This is a genomic window from Pseudomonas sp. Z3-6 (genome assembly GCF_051131985.1).
GTDB classification, from domain to species: domain Bacteria; phylum Pseudomonadota; class Gammaproteobacteria; order Pseudomonadales; family Pseudomonadaceae; genus Aquipseudomonas; species Aquipseudomonas zanjanensis.
Map to the genome: position 1 here is coordinate 2775388 of NZ_CP071644.1, position 19172 is coordinate 2794559.

A 19172-nucleotide genomic window follows, 5' to 3' on the forward strand; every position below is an offset into this window, starting at 1 on the left:
AAAGCCTGTTCTTCCTTTCGCATCATCGGAGGAGCAGGCGCGAGGAGCACACAGTGAGTCAATTACTACTGGGTTGTATCGCTGACGATTTCACCGGGGGCACCGATTTGGCCAATACGTTGGCGCGCGGCGGAATGCGAACATTGCAAGTGATCGGTGTGCCGGATGGACCCGTGCCGGACGATATCGATGCCGTGGTGATCGCTTTGAAAAGCCGTACGATCAGCCCTGAAGCGGCCGTCAACGATTCATTGCAAGCCTTGCAATGGTTACGTGCCGCGGGGTGCCAGCAATTTTTCTTCAAATACTGCTCGACGTTCGACTCCACGCCACGCGGCAATATCGGCCCGGTCGCTGACGCTCTGGCGGACGCGTTGGGGGCCTCGTTCGCTGTCGTTTGCCCGGCATTCCCGGAAAACAAACGCACGATTTTTCAAGGTCATCTATTTGTCGGTGATTTGCTGCTGAGTGAGTCCGGGATGCGCCATCATCCATTGACGCCCATGACCGATGCCAATCTGGTCCGGGTGCTTCAACAGCAGACACCCAAACCGGTCGGCCTGGTCTCACACGAGGTTGTCAACCAAGGATCAGAAGCCATTTCAGTGGCGTTTCGCGACCTCGAGGCGCAGGGCTACCGTTACGCGGTTGTCGATGCCCTCAATGATGAGCATCTGTACGCGATCGGCCAGGCTGTCGCTGGTCATTCATTAGTGACCGGCGGTTCCGGTGTTGCCCTGGGTCTGCCTGACAATTTTCGTCGTCTGGAGTTGCTTGGTGACGCTCGGAACGCAGCCGCGTTGCCGTTCGTTGATGGCCTCGGTGCCGTAGTGTCGGGCAGCTGTTCGGTGGCAACCAACGGTCAGGTCGAGCACTGGCGAAAGAAACGACCGAGCTTTGCCCTTGACCCAATACTCCTTGCCAACGGGCGGAACCAGGTACGTGAAGCTATTGCATGGGCGCAAGACCTGATCCATGCCGGTCCGGTCCTGATCTACGCCAGCGCCGAACCGGATTCGGTTAAACAAGCACAACAGAAGCTTGGCATTGAAGCCGCCGCTCAAATCGTTGAGGCCGCATTGTCCGCCGTTGCTGTAGGGCTGTACCACATGGGCGTACGTAAATTGGTGGTGGCCGGGGGGGAAACTTCTGGGGCGGTGGTCAAGGCCCTTGGGATCAAGGCGTTGAGAATCGGCGCGATGATCGACGCTGGTGTGCCTTGGACTCTCGGCTTACGCGACGATCCGGTGGCCTTGGCACTGAAATCCGGAAATTTCGGTTCCGTTGATTTCTTCGAAAAAGCGTTGGCCAATGCACCATGACCTGCCTGTCGGCCTGTGTCGGGCCAGCGCCATGAGTTCTGATGGGCCAGTCAACAAGCTGTGTGTTGGACTGACAGCATGAAAGCATTTTTCCTATCCATGAGGCTATGGTGGGCGACGCCTGTGATCGGTATCGTTGGCGCATTGCTCGCCAGTTACTTCAATTGGCCGCTGCCCTGGATCATTGGCTCGTTGTTGGCGGTTACTGTCGTGCGCTGTCTGGGTTGGCGAGTTGCAGAGATACCTTATGGGCGTCTGTCGGGCCAGTGGATGATCGCGACGTCGATCGGCCTGCATTTCACCCCCGTTGTGTTAGAGCAAATCCTCGGGCATTTCGTGTTGATGTTCTGCGCAGCAATCCTGACGTTGCTACTGGCTCTACTGGGCATAGAGTTCATGCGGCGCAAGGGAATGGATCTCACCACCGCGTTCTTTGCATTCATGCCGGCGAACTTCTCCGAAATGATTCAGGCAGGTATCAGGCACAAGGCCAATGTCAGTCAGATCGCCGCTGCACACAGCATGCGGTTGGTACTCATCGTCTTATGTGTGCCCCCTGCGATGTTTTTTACAGCTCAGGTCTCGCCTTCAGTGGTGCATGACCGCTTCCCGAGTGACTGGCACTGGCTGTTGCCGATGTTGACAGGTGGGGCGCTGACGGCCGTCATCTGGAAGCGCTGCCGGTTGCCTAATCCTTGGATGTTTGGGCCGATGGCCTTGTGTGCGGTGGTCACGGCCACGTTCAACCTGCAAACCGCATTACCTGTGGAGTTGAGCCACTACGGGCAACTGATGATTGGTTGTGCGCTCGGTGGCTATTTCGACCGGCATTTTTTTCGCTCGTCCCCAACATACCTTCTCAAGGTTTCGCTGTTCACCTTGGCCATGATTGTTTGCACGGTGATATTGGCAGTTGGAATGGGGCTATGGCTGCAGGTCCCGTCTTTGACGCTGGCCCTGGGGATGATGCCGGGCAGCAGCACTGAGATGTATCTCACCGCAGAAGCATTGAATCTGGCCGTCGGGATCGTAACTGCGATGCAGATCATGCGGTTGGTCGTGGTGATGGTCTGTGCCGAGCCTGTCCATGGTTTGTGGTTGAAGCGCTTGCGTCGTTCCCAAAAATAAATTGCTGCTCGTCGTGGCCTCAGGTCGCGCCGAATTGACCCTTAAACGACTTTCCAGAGTCGTTTTTTCGGGCCTAGACCGCTGAGTAATAAGTCCATGATTTCAGCCATCGGAAATGGGGGGCATATCGCAACCATGAACCCAATGATTCCTGCGGCTCCGGCGTTACCACTTGGCAGAAAACACGCTCCGAAGCTCTTCAATTGCGTGCTCTTGAAGGGGGGCAGGTTTGGGGTTGCTCATCATCCAGAGCTTCGCTGTTTCCTCGAGCTCTTCCAGCGCGAAGCTGGCTTTTGATACCGAGCTTTCCCAAACCACTGGACCAAGACGCTCAAGCATCACTCCACGAACCCGGAGTGCCCATTGCGCAACTTGCGCAGCGACATCAGGTGAGCCTGGACGTTGATAGGCGATCAAAGGGATATGCCCAACCTTCATCACTTGATAAGGCGTCAACGGTGGCAGGATATCGTCATTGCTCCAGACCCCGTTCAATGTCAACGCCACCAATGCAGTGGAGTGTGTGTGCACCACTCCGTTCACCGATGGATTGCGGTCATAGACCTGGCGATGCAGCTCCAGGGTTTTTGATGGTTTGTTTCCTGAAACCCAAGTGCCGTCCTTGCTGACCTTGGCAATCTCCTCGGGTTTCAGCCTTCCAAGGCAAGCATCTGTGGGGGTAATCAGCCAGCCATCTTCCAGGCGCGCACTGATATTGCCGGCGCTGCCAACGGTATAGCCCCGGGCAAACAAGCTTGCTCCAACCGCGCAGATTTCTGCACGCAACAGCTCTTCGATATTCAACGATCGCGTTCCTCAGTAATCACTGGAGCGCCACGCTTGATGTCGGAAGCCAACGAACGCAAATGCAGAATTGGCGATTTATCGGCGAACGAGCCACTCAGATGCTGTTTCATCAATTGCGCCGCTTCAGCGTTGTTGCCCTGTTCGACCAGCTCAATCATGCGGATGTGTTCGGCGCACTGTTTGTAAAAGCGGTTTCGGTCGATCATCGAGCGGTATTCAATCAGGCGCCGCATGTTGTTCATTTGCACCAGAATCATGTGATAGAGCGGGTTGCCTGAGAGTTGGATGAACTCCTCATGGAAGCGGATGCCGCTTTTGAGCAGAACGTCCGCTGGCAAGGTTTCAATTCCTCCATCGAGCAGCTTTTGCTGTTCTGTCTTCAACCGTTGTAGCTTGGTAGCGTCGTGCCGATAAGTCGGCTCCAGCAGAGCCGCAGGTTCAATCAGCGAGCGCACCCTATAAATCTGTTCGAGGCTTTCCGGAGTTTTTGCGACATCCAGAAACCGCCAGCCATAACCCGGCTTCGGTGTTACCCAGCCGACCTTGCTTGCACGATTGAGGACATCGATGAGCTGGGCTTTTGTCAGGTCATAACGCGTGCGTAGGAACTGCTCGGTGACTTCGGCAGGAATGGCATTGTTCAACCAGTCTTCGGAGAGCCGGTAATAGGCGTCCGGTTCCTCGAGCGGGACGGACTGGTCGGATAGATCCCGGGTTTCCTGGAGCGGTTCGAGCACAAAAAAGCCGCGATTGGGCAATTGTTCGAGGATCGATTGATTAGCGAGCAACACCAATGCCTCACGCGCCGGAGAACGCGATACGTTGAAGTCGTCCGCCACTTTCTGCGCGCTAAGGTGATCGCCAGGGGACCACACACCGGTTTGAATTTTTTGGCGGATCTGCACTGCAATTGTTTGCACCAGGGCGCTTGAAGCCATACTTGATTCACACATGAGGTTTTAGGGGGCGCCGGAAATCCGGATCGGAAGTGGAGGGCGCGCCGGGCCTGTATTGCATTTTTACGCGTAAATAAGGGATCTGCCTTTCGGACACGTACCCTACCATCCGCCTGCTCGCACAAAATACGCTATTTTTTGTTTATTGTATTTTATCGTCTTGCAAATCAATTTCCGGTAGCGTCTATTAGGGGCTCGGCGTTCGAAATTGGCGTGCGTTTGGGCTTTCAAACCCATTCCGATCCGGGCTTGAGGGACGGCTTGCCAACGACCCCATGATCAACGCTTGTACGTAGGCATCACAGATTCAGCTCCGCTCGACACTCAACCGGTACCAACAAAAACAATAGTCTCGGGAGAATACGCATGCTCATTTCAAACCGTCGATTCAGCCGTTGCATGTTCATTGCAACCGCCCTGTCAGCGATCACGCTCTCGACCGCCGTCCAGGCATTGGATGCGGTTAAATTCATGGCCCCCGGTTCGGTAGGTGGGGGATATGACCAGACTGCCAGAATTCTCGGCAAGGCCTTGATCGAAGCTGATGCGGTCAAATCCATCACGTTCGAAAACAAGGGCGGTGCAGGTGGAACGCTGGGGTTGGCACAATTTGCCAACAGCACGAAAGGCGATCCGAATGCGCTGATTGTGGTCGGTGCCAACATGGTCACATCCGAGGAGCAGAACAAACCGCAAATCACCATGAAGGATGTCACTCCCATCGCCAGGCTTTTCACGGAATACAACGTGCTTGCGGTGCGTGAGGAGTCATCCTACAAAACGCTGGAAGACTTGCTGACGGCCTTCAAGGCTGATCCCTCCAGTATCAAGTGGGGTGGCGGCTCCAAAGGGTCGATCGATCACATTGGAATCGCAGAGCTGGCCGGCAAGATGGATGTTCCGATCAACAAGGTGAATTACATCGCCTATGCCGGCGGTGGCGAGGTCGTTGCCGCGACGTTGGGTGGCCATATCACCGTTATTACCGGCGGCTACGCTGAACTGGCCAAGTATGTTCAGTCCAAGCAGTTCCGGTTGCTGGCTATCGGTGCACCGGAGCGGGTCGCTGGCATTGAAGCACCGACGCTCAAGGAGAAGGGGTACGACGTCATAATCAACAACTGGCGCGGCGTTTACGGTGCGGCAAATCTGTCTCCGGAGCAGCGCAAACAAGTGGTGGATGCCGTTCTTTCAGGGACCAACAGCAAGGTATGGCAAGAAAACGTCAAGGTGAACGCGTGGTCTCCGAGCATCCTGACCGGCGACGAGTTCGGCAAGTTTGTTGAAGAGGATCATGTGCGATTGCGCGCCATGCTGGTCAAGGTCGGGCTGCTTTAAATGCCCCGGCCTTCCAAGGTGGTGCTGACGCAGCTTGCCGTCGGCACGAGCCTGATTCTGATCAGTGGCGTGTTGGCTTACGGGGCCTTTCGATTTCCACCGGAGATGGGCTTTGTGATTCTCAGTGCCTACGTCTATCCCTATGCGGTAGCTGCATTTGTGGGCTGCGTAGGCCTGTTGCTGAGTTATCAAGCGATCACCGGTGGTTTGCGAAACCTACCTGACCATGACGACGAGGCTGCCACGACCATTCCCGGCGGGAAAGCCGGCGCGGCCTGGGTGACTGTTGGACTCTTGGGCGTGGCCTTGCTGATTGAAGTCATCGGGTTCGTGCTGGCGGCCGGGTTGTTGTTCGCTTTTTCGGCGCGAGGTTTCGGCAGCCGTCGTCCAGTGCGCGACCTCGCCATCGGTATCGCGCTGACCTTGCCCATCTACTGGTTGTTCAACGCCGGTCTAGGGGTTTCCCTTCCACACCTGATCAACGTGTGGATCTGACCCGTTTGAAGGAGTTAACAAGGTGGAAATTCTCTCAAGCCTGGCGGTAGGTTTTGCTGCTGCGCTGCAACCGATCAATCTCCTGTGGGGGTTTATCGGCTGTCTGCTCGGCACTGCAATTGGCGTTTTGCCGGGCATCGGGCCAGCGCTGACGGTGGCTCTGTTGCTGCCCATCACCGCCAAGGTCGATCCTACGGGCGCCTTGATCATGTTCGCCGGTATCTACTACGGCGCTCAGTTTGGTGGTTCCACGACCTCCATCCTGCTCAATACTCCCGGAGAATCGTCCTCGATGGTCACGGCCCTGGAGGGCAATCTCATGGCTCGCAACGGGCGGGCAGGACCGGCCCTGGCTACGGCTGCGATAGGGTCATGTGTGGCCGGAACCATTGCGACGCTGCTTCTGACGCTGTTCGCTCCTGTCGTTGCCACCCTGGCGTTGAAATTCGGACCTGCGGAATATTTTGCGATTCTGGTGCTGTCGTTCACCACCGTTTCCGCGGTGCTGGGAGCATCGATGCTGCGGGGTTTTGCATCGCTGGGCGTTGGGCTGGTCATCGGCTTGATCGGTCTGGATTCGACTTCGGGGATCGCCCGCTATACCTGGGAAGTTCCCGAGTTAGTCGACGGTATCGAAGTCGTGTTGGTGGCGGTGGGATTGTTCGCGGTGGGGGAGGCGTTGTACAGCCTGCTCTATCAAAAGGAAGAAGCGGTACGTCGGCATCGTTTGACCTCGTTGTGGATGACACGTGATGACTGGAAGCGATCGGTTCCGGCCTGGCTCAGGGGCACGATGATCGGATTTCCATTTGGCTCAATCCCCGCCGGTGGTGCGGAGATCCCGACCTTCCTTTCATACTCCACCGAGCGCAAATTGAGTAAGCACCCGCAAGACTTTGCTGCCAGCAAGGGTGAGGGGGCCATCGAAGGGGTTGCCGGTCCCGAGGCCGCTAACAATGCCAGTGCAACGGGTTCGCTGGTGCCGCTGCTGACGCTCGGCATCCCGACCTCCGCCACCGCGGCCATATTGTTGGCGGCGTTCCAGAACTACAACCTGCAGCCAGGCCCGATGCTATTCCAGACCTCGGGTGACCTGGTCTGGACCCTCGTGGCGTCGCTCTACATTGGGAACGTCATACTGCTGGTCTTGAATCTTCCGTTGGTGGGGCTTTGGGTGAAGCTGTTGCAGATTCCCCGTCCGTACCTCAATGCCGGCATTCTGGTATTCGCGACTATCGGGGTGTACGGGATGCGCCACTCGTCATTTGATCTGCTGCTCATGCTCGCCATCGGCTGGGTAGGAGTGGTCATGCGACGATTCGATTTTCCCGTCGCGCCCGTGATTGTCGGCATGCTGCTAGGGCCGATGGCCGAAAAACAACTGCGTAACGCGTTATCCATCAGTCAGGGCGACTGGATGGTGTTCGTGACGCAACCTATAGCTGCCTCGATTCTTGCGCTGACGCTGTTGGTGCTGGTGATTCCACCGCTGCTTCACGCACGTGGCATCAAGTTGCATGAAGACGATTAACGTTTTTCGGTGAAAAGCGTTGGACCAGATGTCAGTTAGGAGTGAGTGGGTGCGATACGACATTACCAGCCTGGACCTGTTCATTTCTGTGGCAGAGGAGCGCAATTTGACCCGAGCGGCTCGAATCAAGCATCTCGCAGTGTCAGCCGTCAGTAAGCGTATTACCGAGCTTGAAGCGCAGGTTGGTTCAGCCTTGCTGATCCGCAATGCCAGAGGGGTTGATCTCACACCCGCAGGGCAGTCGTTATTGTTTTATGCGCGTCAGGTGAAGCAGACGATCGAACAACTGGACCATGAACTGGGGGACTATGCCGCCGGGGTCAAGGGACATGTGCGCATCCATGCCATCACTTCCGCCTTGTCTCAGTTCTTGCCGGACGATGTCTCGCGGTTCGTGTCGCTCTACCCGCAGATCAAGTTTGATATCGAGGAGCGTGTGGGGTCAGCAGTGATTCGCGCCGTCGCGGATGGGCGCGCTGACTTGGGCATCATAGCCGCACAGACCTCTGCCCAGGGTCTGGAGACATTACCTTATCGCAGTGATGAATTGACGTTGGTTGTTCCTGGCGGGCACCCGTTGGCACGTCACACATCGGTTCGATTCAATGAAGTGCTGGAGCACGAGTTTGTCGGACCGCATCTGGAAAGCTCGATGCACACATTGCTGACAAGCGAGGCCGAAAAACTGGGCATGAATCTCAAGCTGCGGATTCGCATCAGCAGCTTCGATTGTATGTGCCGCATGGTGTCGACAGGCCTTGGGCTGGCGGTGCTACCACGTAGTGTGATTAACCAGTATCTGCGTAGCCACAAACTGAAGGCCGTGACATTGGACGAGCCATGGGCCCGTCGTTCATTGCTGCTTGTCTGCAAAAAATATGACACCGCCTCACCTACTTTGAAAACGCTGATCGATCATCTGAATCATCGTAAAGATGATTGAGTGTTCTCTATCGGAGAACGCTGGTGTGGCGATTGATCAATTTTCAATAGCGGGGGCTGCTTCTAATATCGACCTATCAGCGGCATCGATGGGTTAAGCCCGGTCCCGCGACCATTATAAAAAAGCCTGAGCGATATGAGCATGACCAAGACTGCCTGCGACCTCATCAACCATCTTGTGATTGATGACGAGCCGTTTGCTTACATCGATTTGAACAAGATGCTGTCGCCTGTACAGGTGTCCAAGCTTCCTTATTCGATTCGCATCCTGTTGGAAAATGTTGCGCGTTGCTCGCCCGAATCACTGCCATCGGTGCTGGCTCGCGCCATCGGAAATGGCCCGGATTGCGAAGTGCCTTTCCAGCCTAATCGATTGATGTTCCATGACACGACCTGCTTGCCGGCATTGGCCGATTTCGCCGGGATGCGTGATGTGGTGGCTGAGCTGGGTGGTGATCCGAAAGCGATGAATCCACTGATTCCGGCGGTATTGACCATCGACCACTCAGTGATCGTTGAGCATTATGCCGAGGCCGATGCCGTAGAGCAGAACCTGGACATCGATTTTCGTCGCAACAGCGAGCGCTACCGCTTTATCAAGTGGGCGCAAGAGAGCCTGGACAACTTCAGGGTGATCCCTCCTGGCACCGGCATTATTCACCAGATGAACATGGAAGCGTTGGCGCAGGTCGTTTGGGAAAGCCGAACCGAAGATGGTCAACGCTTGCTACATCCGGACGACATGGTTGCCACCGACAGCCATACGCCAATGATCAATGCCATCGGGGTCTTGGGCTGGGGTGTGGGTGGGCTTGAGGGGCAGGCCGCCATGGTCGGTGAACCGGTACCGATCAGCTTCCCGAAAGTGGTGGGCATCCGTGTAACGAACACCCTGCGTCCCGGAGTCACCGCTACCGACCTGTCGTTGCATGTGGCCGAAATCTTGCGCAAGCGTTCGGTCGTCGGCAAGTTTGTCGAGTTCACCGGTCCCGGCCTATCTGCCCTGAGCTGGGCCGTCCGAGGTACCGTGTCCAACATGGCGCCTGAGTACGGCGCCACTGTGGTGTTCTTCCCCTTTGACGACGAGACCCTGTCCTACTTGAAGCTCAGTGGTCGATCAGAGTCCCTGTGCAACAAGGTCGTCAGCTACATGAGCGCCCAGCCACTGTGGCGACGCGATGAGTTGGTTGAACCACAGTTCGATGAGTTGATTGAGTTGGACCTGAACAGCATCGAAGTCAGCGTCGCTGGCCCACACCAGCCGCATCAGCGTCAGAAGTTGTCCAACGCCGCAGCCTCGTTCCGAAATGAGGTGATGGGGGGGAGCAATTTGATTGCCGGACCTGCGCAAACGACGTTTTTCGAGCCGTCCTTCAATGAGCCGATCACCCACGGTGCGGTCGTCATGTCGGCGATCACCAGTTGCACCAACACAGCCAATCCATCGCAGATGATTCAGGCCGGACTGCTGGCACGCAAAGCTCGTCAGCTCGGCGTCACTCGCAAGCCCTGGGTCAAGACGTCGTTGTCTCCAGGGTCCCGCGTGGTAGCCGATTACCTGGCGGAGGCTGATCTGCTGGAGGATTTTTCTGCGTTGGGTTTCAACCTTGCCGGTTTTGGTTGCATGACCTGCATCGGTAACTCGGGCTCGCTTGAAGAGCATGTGGAGCTGTTTGCGGATCAAGGTCTGAAGGGTGTAGTGGTGCTGTCCGGTAACCGAAATTTCGAAGGGCGGGTCAATCCCAAGGTGCCCGCTGGCTACCTGGCATCCCCAGCCCTGTGTGTGGCTTATGCCATCGCCGGGACCATCGATATTGATCTCGAGTCGCAAGCCTTGGCCAATGATCATGAGGGTAACCCTGTTTACCTGCGCGATCTGATGCCATCCGACGCTGAAATCGCCGCCCAGGTAGCCAAGGTCGTCAAGCCAGAGTTTTTCCAGCAGCGCCTCGCCAAGGTGTGGGAGGGTACTCATCACTGGCAATCGTTGTCGGCTGAAGGCAGTGTGCGGTTCCCATGGAGCCCTGATTCAACTTATCTGCGCCGCCCACAATACTTGGCCGATATCGCGGCTGAGCCAAAATCCAGCTTGGCCATCAATGGTGCGCGCACGCTGATGGTCTTGGGTGACAACGTGACAACGGACCATATTTCGCCCGCTTATTCCATCCCTGCCGATAGCTTGGCCGGACAATGGTTGCTGGAGCGCGGTGAAAATCCCCAAGACCTCAATCAATACTCCACCCGACGCAGCAACCATGAAGTCATGTTGCGTGGTGCGTTCACTAACAAGGCTGTGAAAAACCGCATGCTGGGTGACAACCAGCCAGGCCCGGGCGCTTGGGCTTGGAACGCCGACCATACGCAATGTCTACCGGTGTTTGAGGCAGCCAAAAGCTACGCAGCGCAGCATACGCCCATGGTGGTATTTGCCGGCATCAACTATGGCGCCGGTTCCAGTCGTGACTGGGCAGCCAAGGCTCAGGCATTGCTCGGCGTGAAAGCTGTCGTTGCGCAGAGCATCGAGCGTATTCATCGCAGCAACCTGATTGGCATGGGCGTCATCCCATTGCAATTCAAACCTGGCTTGTCGGTGGATGACCTCGCTTTGCAGGGGGACGAACGTTTTGATTTCTTAGGGTTGGACGAACTAAGTGTCGGCGATAACCGTGTGGACATGGTCATGCATCGCTCCAGCGGTGAGCAGCAACAGGTGGAGCTGCGTGTGCGCATTGATTCCCTTCAAGAGATTCGTTACCTGGTCAACGGTGGTGTGCTGCCATTCGTGATCCGCAAGGTGGTTCAGCGAACGCGGTCATGAATCGAGCCCGTTGGACTCACTCGCCGCTCCGTACTCACGCAAATGAGTGCGCTTGCCGGATTTTCTCTGCTGGCCTCGCTATTGCTCAGTGGTTTGGTTCACGCAAGCCTGGCTAATGAAAAGTTACCTGAAACACGGAGAACCACACCTATGTACGCCTATGTCGGGTCACGGACCACTCGCGAACGAAACGCTCGCGGTGAGGGCATCAGTGTCTACAGAGTGGACCAGGAAGAGGGCACCCTGGCGCTCGTTCAGGTGGTCAAAGACTTGGTAAACCCGTCGTTCCTGGCCTTGAACAAGGCCGGTGACCGCCTATATACCGTTCACGGCGACAAGAGTGAGGTCAGTGCTTTCAGCGTCGACAAAGCCACAGGCAAACTCACCTTTATCAATCAGCAAAGTTGCGAAGGTAAAAATCCGGTGCACTTGGCACTCGACCCTACCGAGCGATTCCTAGTGGTGTCGAACCACATCACGGGTTCCCTGGCGGTAATGAACGTGGGTAGCGACGGCGCGCTCGGTACGCTGAACCAACTGCTCAAGTTGGAAGGGCCGACGGGGCCGCACCGGGTCGAGCAGCCGTTCTCCAAGCCACACTTCAACCCGTTTGATCACTCCGGTAACTTTGTGCTGGTGCCAGACAAGGGGCTGGATCGAGTGTTCAGTTTCCGTTTCGAAAACGGCAGGTTGCTTCCAGCGGCCCAGCCCTTCGTCGCCACTCGCGAAGGGGCGGGGCCACGCCACTTGGCGTTCCACCCTCGCGCTGCGTTTACCTACGTCGTCAATGAGCTTGATTCCAGCGTGACAACTTACCGCTTCGAGGCTCGGACGGGGGCCTTGGTACCGATTCAAATCGTGCCGTCGTTGCCTGCGAGCTTTACCGGCAACAGTCGTGCATCGGAGATCGAAGTCGATCGTAGCGGCCGCTTCCTTTATGCCTCCAATCGCGGTTACGACAGTGTGGCGGTGTTCGTTATCGATCAGGCTACAGGTCTGTTGAGCCCGGTGGAGTTTATGCCCACCGAGGGCAAGACCCCTCGTTTCTTCACGTTGACCCCCAATGAGCGTTTCCTTTTCGCGCTGAACGAGGACAGCGACACCATCATTTCCATGGCGGTAGACCCGGACAAGGGAGGGCTTAGCAAGACGGGTTTCTCGGTCTCGACCGGTAGCCCGGTGTGCATGGTTTTTTCGGCCTGAGAACTTGTGGATTTCCAATAATGCAATGACAGCAGCAGGCTATTGCCTGCTTCTAGTGAGGTTGTCATGAACAATAATAAGCCTGATGAAGCCGCGATCATTCGCAAGGTCACCCTGCGAATCATCCCTTTTGTTTTTCTGCTGTACATCGTTTCCTACCTCGATCGTGCCAACATCGGCTACGCCGCGCTGCAAATGAACAAGGAGCTGGCCCTGTCGAGCGAAGCCTTTGGCTTCATCTCGGGAATTTTCTTTATCGGCTATTTCCTGTTCGAAGTGCCAAGCAACGTGATGCTGAACAAGTTTGGCGCTCGGGTATGGATTGCCCGGATCCTGGTGACGTGGGGCGCCATCGCCGCAATGACCGCTTTCGCGCAGACTGCCAACCAGCTCTATATTCTGCGATTTTTCCTGGGGGTGGCCGAGGCTGGTTTCTTCCCCGGCATCATCGTGTATCTGACCTTCTGGTTTCGCTCTAGGGAACTGGCTACTACCGTGGCTTTATTCACCGCTGCCATTCCGGTGAGCTACATCATTGGCGCGCCAATGAGCACTTGGATCATGGACAACATCAGCTGGCTCGATTGGAGCGGCTGGCGCTGGATGTTGTTTCTGGAAGGTATTCCTGCGGTATTTCTCGGCATTGCCTGTTACTTTTTCCTGACCGATAAACCCGAACAGGCGAAGTGGCTCAAGCCTGAAGAGAAGGAATGGCTGATCGCCGAGTTGGAGCGTGACCGCCAGAGTCGTAAAAACGTGAAGAGTTTGAGCGTCTACAAGACGATGACCAACCCGAAGGTGCTTTACCTGTCATTCATCTACTTTGTGTATCAGTGCGGCAGCCTTGGCGTGGGTTACTGGATGCCGCAAATCATCAAGAGCTTTTCCGAGTCGCTGACACACACGCAGATCGGCCTGATCGCCATGCTGCCGTACATCGTGGCCACGGGAGCGATGATTGTCTGGTCGCGCAGTTCCGACCGACGTAATGAACGCAAGCTGCACTCGGCCATTCCATTGCTGATTGCCGCCCTGGGTCTGGTGGGGGCCGCAGTGATGGGCAATCCATTTTTGGCAATGGCGATGATTTGTGTAGCGCTGTCCGGACTCTACAGTTTCAAGTCGCCTTTCTGGGCCTTGCCGACGCTGTTCCTCAATCGCGCCACGGCAGCAGTGTCGATCGCGGTGATCAACTCGATCGGCAACCTCGGCGGTTTCGTCGGGCCATCGCTGATCGGCATGGTCAAGGGCAACAGCAACAGCGCCGCCACCGGTTTACTGTTTCTAAGTGCGCTGCTGCTCATAGGTTTCCTCATGACCCTGTTCATGCGGGTGACCAACCGGGAGCCGACGGAACTCGGAACACCTGTTGGCCGCGAGGCGAACTGAGGCTGACCTGAACGGATCGTTGGATCGTTTTCTACATCTTGCCAATCTGGTAAGACCTTAACCGAACCCTCGGAGCATCAAGATGAGTGTTATCAACCGTGCGATAACCAACGACTTGGCGCCACAAGGCGTCCTGCGTGCCGCCATTAACTTTGGCAATCCTGTATTGGCGCAAAAAGCTCAGGATGGATCGCCGCAAGGTGTGTCTGTCGCCCTGGCAAAAGCGCTGGCTGAAGAGCTTGGCGTGAGTCTGGAAATGGTCACTTTCGATGCCGCCGGCAAGGTCTTCGCGGCCTTGGAGGAGGGCATCTGGAATATAGCTTTTCTGGCAATCGAGCCCGTACGAGAAGAACAAATCGCGTTTAGCGAACCCTACGTCGTCATCGAGGGGACGTACTTGGTGGCGGCGGATTCTCCCTATCAGCACGTCCAGGACCTCGATCAGCCGGGCTTGAGGTTAGCCGTTGGCAAAGGCGCTGCCTACGATCTGTTCCTGTCTCGTACGTTGAATCATGCACAGCTTGAGCGTGCTGAAACATCTGCGGGTGCAGTAGATCTGTATTGCGAAAAGAATCTGGATGCAGCCGCAGGAGTGCGTCAACCGTTGGAGCAAGTGGCGGCAGGTAATCCAAAGTACCGAGTTTTAGACGGTGCGTTCACGTCCATTCGCCAGGCGGTGGCCGTGCCACGTCGTTGTGAAGCCGGTGCGGCCTATATCAGGGACTTCGTTGAGCGCAAGAAGGCTGACGGGTTCGTTCAGGCCGCTCTGGCCCAGGGCGGCCAGGCCGACGTTACGGTAGCGCCGTTGGCGTGAAGCGGCGAGCCGCCTCTATCACTCTCTGGTGCTCTTGAAATGCCCAAAAAACAAGTCCAGAATCAAGTCTTTTCCTGCTCCGGCAAGAAAAGAAACCCCTTAAATTTCAATGAGTAGGACACCAGATGCGAGTCTCGTTTCCCGCTCCAAGATTCAAAAAAAGCCACTCATCTGAGTGGCTTTTTTTGTGCCTAAAAAATGTCTGCACTCATGTCGACATGGCTACTTCGGGCCCAGCCTGTGTGAAAACACCGCCGAGCAGTTCAAGACCTGCGGTTTGAAGCAGTATGAGCCGATAGTGGATTTTCACGACCGGCAGCCTTTGTTCGGTCGTAGTCCTTCGAACAGCAATGGCTGGGCTCACTCATAAAATTTACCAGCCAGCAGAATGGCCGCACAGCGTTGCCATACGTTTGATCTACTGGCACTCACAGGGGAACTGCGTGAGCTGGCAGTCGCCCACGCTGCGGCAGCATCAAGAAAGGTATCAATAGAGCCGTTTTCCCATCCAACGCCCCGGTCCATAGGGAGACGACGGAGAGCTCTCTTCCAGCAAACGCTCATCGGCGAAATCCATACCTAGAGCTTCAATGAAGCCGATGAATGACTGTTCGTCGTCTACGGTTTTCAGTAGCTCATCAAGACTTATGGACATGGTGACCTTGGAAGTGCGGGATAGGTGATAGCGAAGGAGTAAATTCTCACTATGCTGCTATGCCACGAGATGAGGAGCAAGCTTACTTTCTCTTTGGGGGAGGCTGTGAGAAAGGGCAAGCAATCGTCTAACCTTTTCATCGTCGAGGTCGTAACAGGGGCGATCATGAAGCGATTCATTGAAGGCGAGGCCCGGACGCAAGTCACCTTGCTGCCGGAGTGTCTGGACGATTACGTAACCGAAGAAAATCCAGTGCGAGTGGTCGACGTTTTCGTCGATGAACTCGACTTGGGCGCACTTGGGTTTGAGGGCGTCGATCCTGCCGCAACCGGTCGGCCAGCCACCACCCAGCGGTCTTGCGGAAGATCTATATCTACGGCTACCTCAATTGGATTCAGTCCAGTCGCCGGCTTGAGCGTGAGGCCGAGCGCAACGTCGAGTTGATGTGGCTAACGGGGCGTTTGGCTCCGGAGTTCAAAAACATGGCCGACTCCGGCTGCCCCATGCGATTTGTCGTATGAACTGCATACGAATCAATCGAGACAATTCTCAGAGAGCATTTCGATAACCATGGCTTCAATTTCTCGCTCGGTTGGACGTGCGCCCGTAGTTCTGCCCAATATCGGTGGGTCTATCCCTAACGATATGTTTGCCCATTCCCTCGGGTTACCGACGCTGTGGATACCTCATTCCTACGCAGCCTGTGCTCAGCATGCGCCAGATGAGCATCTGTTGACCGATATTGTTCAAGAGGGGCTGGGGATAATGGCGGGGCTGTGGAGGGGCTTGGGAACATTGAATTCACATCGCGGACTCACGGAGTAGCCATGTGATGTTTCGCGGCTTCCTGAAGTGCCGCAATCCGTGATCATGTCAGCGTTGGCCTTCTGAGCGTTCACTCTGCGGCAACGATAAACAAAATTCTTGGTATTGGTTGGACGTTATACGGGCGACATACTCGGGGCAGGCTAGTGAGTCTGGCCTCCTGTAACGCTGGTATTTCCGAAAGATCCAGCTCACGGGGCACAGCATATCCTTTTGCAAATGGAATCGGGCTCGGCCCGACAGGCTCCCAGCCTCCTTGCTCCGCGAGCAATGGAAGGTCACCCTCCCAAGGCCTTAGACGACTGGCCTTACGACCCGCATGGGAAAGTTGAATGCCTGGAACACTCCCCTGCGCACTCAAGAATGAAGCAAGTTCCCTGAGTTTTGGCACTGCCGCGTCCGACCAGAGACCAAGATCCTGGGGTGTTACTCGTCCGTCCGCAGTCACAGAGGTGGCCTCGAGGATGATAAGACCTACCCCCCAATTGCCCGAGCACCCAGGTGAACTTTGTGCCAGTCATTCACCAGCGAGTCGTCGGACACGTATTGACACATGGGCGCCATACCAATTCGATTTCGAATAGTAGTTCCGCGCAATGTTAGCGGCGAGAATAGTCGGGACACTGTTTCCTCCTTTAAAAGTGTTGATTAGTCGTCCGGCTAATCAATTGGACTCAAACCATAACAAGGAGGACGGAAATTAGACCTGTCAGAACACACAGTGTTGCCGCTGACCGAAAACTGGTAATGTGAACTAGCCCCATGAAACACGTACTCGTCGGAAGTAGAATTTTCTCCTGATTGGATCAGGGAAATTGTGCGTGAAGACATCGCGTTTTTCCGACAGCCAAATCATTGCCATTCTTAAGTAAACTGAGGTCGGCAGCCCAGTCCCGGAGCTGTGCCGCGAGCACGGCATCAGCTTGGCGATCCTCTATAAGTAGCGCGCCAAGTTCGACGGTATGGACGCGTCGAGGTGATCAGCATGGAAATGATGGGCAAGATTCGGCGTATTCACTTTCGAGATAAGTTGTCGCTGCATGAGATAACCAAGCACGTCGGATTTCCATGCGCCAACGAAGCTCTTACCCGAAGCCCTTCAAAGCCCAGGTTGTTCAGGAATGCCTACAACCGGGGGCAACCCTATCCAGCGTTGCCATCAGCCGCGGCATCAACGCCAACGTTATCCGCAAGTGGATACCGCTTTACCGAGATCAGCCGCCAGCGGCGTTGCCGGCTTTCGTTCCGTTGAGACCTACGCCCAAACGGCAGGCGGAAACGTTGGCGATTATTGGCGAGCAATCGATCACCGTGAAATGGCCAACTTCCGATCCTGACGGCTGCGCCCGCTTTGTCCGTGAACTCCCTTAATGATCCGCATCGACGCCATCTGGCTCACCACCGAACGCAGTTATTTCTGGCTAAGAGCAGCGATGGAAAGTCCTGACACGATGAAGGTCAATCCCGCGCCGAGGTTGAGTCCGTTGGCAAGGCGCGGGCGTCGACAAATGTATTGCGACAGGCGCGTGGCGAAAATCCCCATCAGCGAAAATCCCACGGCCGTCAGCAGAGCGAACCAGAACCCGTAGACCAGCATCTGCACAGTGACCGAGCCGAGTGCAGGATTGATGAATTGAGGGATGAACGCCAGCACGAACAACCCTGGCTTGGGATTGAGCGCCGCGGAAAGGAAACCTGTGAGCAATATGTTTCGAAGGGGCTGCCGCGCGGCGGGTGCGAAGGTCACCAGGCTCCTGGAACGCAGCACCTTTATCCCGAGCCAGAGCAGGTAGGCTGCCCCCACCAACTTGACCACCCAGAAGGCGACGGTCGAGGTCTGGATCAACAACGTGAGCCCCAGCGACGCGGTGGTGACGTGAAACAGGATACCCAGGCCAGACGACAGGCCCGACACGAGGGCAGCCAGGCGACCCTGGCTGAGCCCGCGTCCTATCGCCAGCAAATTGTCAGGGCCTGGAGAGAGGACCAGCAGCACGCAAGCTGTGGTGTAGGTGAACCAGATGTCCATTGGAAACACGGTGACGCTCCCTGTGAGGTAGATGTGGGGTCAACTGATGATGCCCAGGACGGCTGCCCTGACCACCGCTGCGGTTTTGTTAGTGGCGCCGAGCTTGCCCACGGCGTTCTTCACATGGAATTTGACGGTGTCGAAGGAGATGGCCAGGATCTGCGCGATCTCTTCCTGCGTCTTGCCATCGGCCGTCCAACGTAGCACCTCGATTTCCCGTGCGGTCAGCCGGTAATGCTGGGCCTGATGGGACGGGGTGATCAGCAGCCTTTCCATCACTGGCGCGATAGTCTCGGCGAGCCAGCGCATCTTGAGTTCCTTGGCATTGAGTTCGGCCACATCCAGCGTAGAGCTGCCGCGGGCGAGGGTCAGCATGCTCTGGTGGCGCGAGGCATTGGTACGCGAGCAGGCCCAGCCGTATCTCAGGCCTGCGGCGCGAGCTTCTTCCCAGAACTGCGGCATCTTGCGCAGCAGTTCTCCCTGCCACAAAAAGGGTGTGGTGCAGGCGCGCGCGCGCTGTACCGAAGGGTCGACAAGCAGGAAATCGGCGTCGCTGTAGCGGCGCTGCCAGGTGCTCGAGAAATTGCAGCGCATCTGCATGATGGGGTTGGAAAAAGGCAGGGCTGTGCAGACACCGAACGAAAACCATTCGAAATCCAACTCCCAGGCAACACGTTGAACGCCGTTCACCAAGTCCTGCTCATCTTTGACCGAGCTTGTCCATGCCAGCAGGTTTGCGAGCCAAGTACGCATCGAATCTCCATTTCCGGATGCCGTTTCCCGACGTTTGTTATACCCCAGTGAAATCCCCATGGAAAGCCTGCAGGGCCAGTGCCATCGCATGTCGGTGCGGTCCATCGCCGATGGCATCCTGGCGCCTGCCTACCCCATTGGGTAGGTGGTTTTAAACCTTCACG

General features: G+C 56.2%; 16 protein-coding genes and 4 pseudogenes. 14 read left to right on the top strand and 6 right to left on the bottom strand.

The genetic code is table 11. The annotated features are described in order from the left end of the window. Positions 1-53: 53 nt before the first annotated feature. Positions 54-1322 carry a 3-oxo-tetronate kinase gene (otnK, locus tag J3P88_RS12805; RefSeq protein ID WP_434575653.1) on the top strand — a complete coding sequence of 423 codons (1269 nt, stop codon included), beginning with the start codon at positions 54-56 and terminating at the stop codon, positions 1320-1322. Between the two features lie 78 nt (positions 1323-1400). Then, positions 1401-2450, top strand: coding sequence for an AbrB family transcriptional regulator (locus tag J3P88_RS12810; RefSeq protein ID WP_434575655.1), 1050 nt, complete (start codon positions 1401-1403; stop codon positions 2448-2450). 165 nt (positions 2451-2615) lie between these two features. On the opposite strand, the gene J3P88_RS12815 is transcribed toward J3P88_RS12810, so the two are convergent. Next, complete coding sequence (locus J3P88_RS12815; protein ID WP_154906225.1) at positions 2616-3254, bottom strand: aldolase; 639 nt, start codon at positions 3252-3254, stop codon at positions 2616-2618. Further along, on the bottom strand, positions 3251-4195 hold the full coding sequence (locus tag J3P88_RS12820) for a GntR family transcriptional regulator (RefSeq protein ID WP_434575656.1): 945 nt from the start codon (positions 4193-4195) through the stop codon (positions 3251-3253). The genes J3P88_RS12815 and J3P88_RS12820 overlap by 4 nt, the downstream gene beginning before the upstream one ends. A 384-nt stretch (positions 4196-4579) precedes the next feature. On the opposite strand from J3P88_RS12820, the gene J3P88_RS12825 reads away from it, so the two are divergent. From J3P88_RS12825 to J3P88_RS12860, 8 genes are all read left to right on the top strand, one after another. Further along, positions 4580-5551 (top strand): Bug family tripartite tricarboxylate transporter substrate binding protein, encoded by a 972-nt coding sequence (locus J3P88_RS12825; RefSeq protein WP_030141433.1) that lies wholly within the window; start codon positions 4580-4582, stop codon positions 5549-5551. Beyond that, the gene (locus tag J3P88_RS12830) at positions 5552-6046 is read left to right on the top strand and encodes a tripartite tricarboxylate transporter TctB family protein (RefSeq protein WP_030141434.1); all 495 of its coding nucleotides are present in this window, start codon (positions 5552-5554) and stop codon (positions 6044-6046) included. Between the two features lie 22 nt (positions 6047-6068). Further along, on the top strand, positions 6069-7577 hold the full coding sequence (locus J3P88_RS12835) for a tripartite tricarboxylate transporter permease (RefSeq protein ID WP_434575657.1): 1509 nt from the start codon (positions 6069-6071) through the stop codon (positions 7575-7577). Positions 7578-7605: 28 nt separating this feature from the next. Beyond that, complete coding sequence (locus tag J3P88_RS12840; protein ID WP_434576430.1) at positions 7606-8520, top strand: LysR substrate-binding domain-containing protein; 915 nt, start codon at positions 7606-7608, stop codon at positions 8518-8520. Positions 8521-8661: 141 nt separating this feature from the next. After that, positions 8662-11340, top strand: a complete 2679-nt coding sequence (acnA, locus tag J3P88_RS12845; RefSeq protein ID WP_434575659.1) for an aconitate hydratase AcnA — start codon at positions 8662-8664, stop codon at positions 11338-11340. 150 nt (positions 11341-11490) lie between these two features. Next, the gene (locus tag J3P88_RS12850; protein WP_434575661.1) at positions 11491-12543 is read left to right on the top strand and encodes a lactonase family protein; all 1053 of its coding nucleotides are present in this window, start codon (positions 11491-11493) and stop codon (positions 12541-12543) included. Between the two features lie 66 nt (positions 12544-12609). Beyond that, entirely contained in the window at positions 12610-13932 is a 1323-nt protein-coding gene (locus tag J3P88_RS12855) for an MFS transporter (RefSeq protein ID WP_434575663.1), read from the top strand. A gap of 82 nt (positions 13933-14014) precedes the next feature. Beyond that, positions 14015-14746 (top strand): transporter substrate-binding domain-containing protein, encoded by a 732-nt coding sequence (locus J3P88_RS12860; RefSeq protein WP_434575665.1) that lies wholly within the window; start codon positions 14015-14017, stop codon positions 14744-14746. A 360-nt stretch (positions 14747-15106) separates the two neighbouring features. Here J3P88_RS12860 and J3P88_RS12865 read toward each other — a convergent pair whose 3' ends face one another. Continuing rightward, the gene (locus tag J3P88_RS12865; protein ID WP_434575667.1) at positions 15107-15310 is read right to left on the bottom strand and encodes a DUF7660 family protein; all 204 of its coding nucleotides are present in this window, start codon (positions 15308-15310) and stop codon (positions 15107-15109) included. A gap of 256 nt (positions 15311-15566) precedes the next feature. On the opposite strand from J3P88_RS12865, the pseudogene J3P88_RS12870 reads away from it, so the two are divergent. Further along, a pseudogene (locus tag J3P88_RS12870) lies at positions 15567-15892 on the top strand (transposase); the annotation flags it as partial. A 112-nt stretch (positions 15893-16004) separates the two neighbouring features. Then, a pseudogene (locus J3P88_RS12875) lies at positions 16005-16226 on the top strand (hypothetical protein); the annotation flags it as partial. 70 nt (positions 16227-16296) lie between these two features. On the opposite strand, the pseudogene J3P88_RS12880 reads toward J3P88_RS12875, so the two are convergent. Further along, positions 16297-16790 (bottom strand): annotated as a pseudogene (locus tag J3P88_RS12880) (hypothetical protein). A 257-nt stretch (positions 16791-17047) separates the two neighbouring features. Here J3P88_RS12880 and J3P88_RS12885 point away from each other — a divergent pair. Beyond that, positions 17048-17167, top strand: a pseudogene (locus J3P88_RS12885) (transposase); the annotation flags it as partial. 127 nt (positions 17168-17294) lie between these two features. Next, positions 17295-17597, top strand: a complete 303-nt coding sequence (locus J3P88_RS12890; protein WP_434575669.1) for a transposase — start codon at positions 17295-17297, stop codon at positions 17595-17597. A 40-nt stretch (positions 17598-17637) separates the two neighbouring features. Here the strand turns inward: J3P88_RS12890 and J3P88_RS12895 are convergent, their stop codons facing one another. Both J3P88_RS12895 and J3P88_RS12900 read right to left on the bottom strand, forming a co-directional pair. After that, a complete protein-coding gene (locus J3P88_RS12895) occupies positions 17638-18255 on the bottom strand; it encodes a LysE family translocator (protein ID WP_186706180.1) in 618 nt (205 codons plus the stop codon). A 39-nt stretch (positions 18256-18294) separates the two neighbouring features. Beyond that, positions 18295-19113, bottom strand: a complete 819-nt coding sequence (locus J3P88_RS12900) for an autoinducer binding domain-containing protein (protein WP_434575671.1) — start codon at positions 19111-19113, stop codon at positions 18295-18297. Positions 19114-19172: the final 59 nt, after the last annotated feature.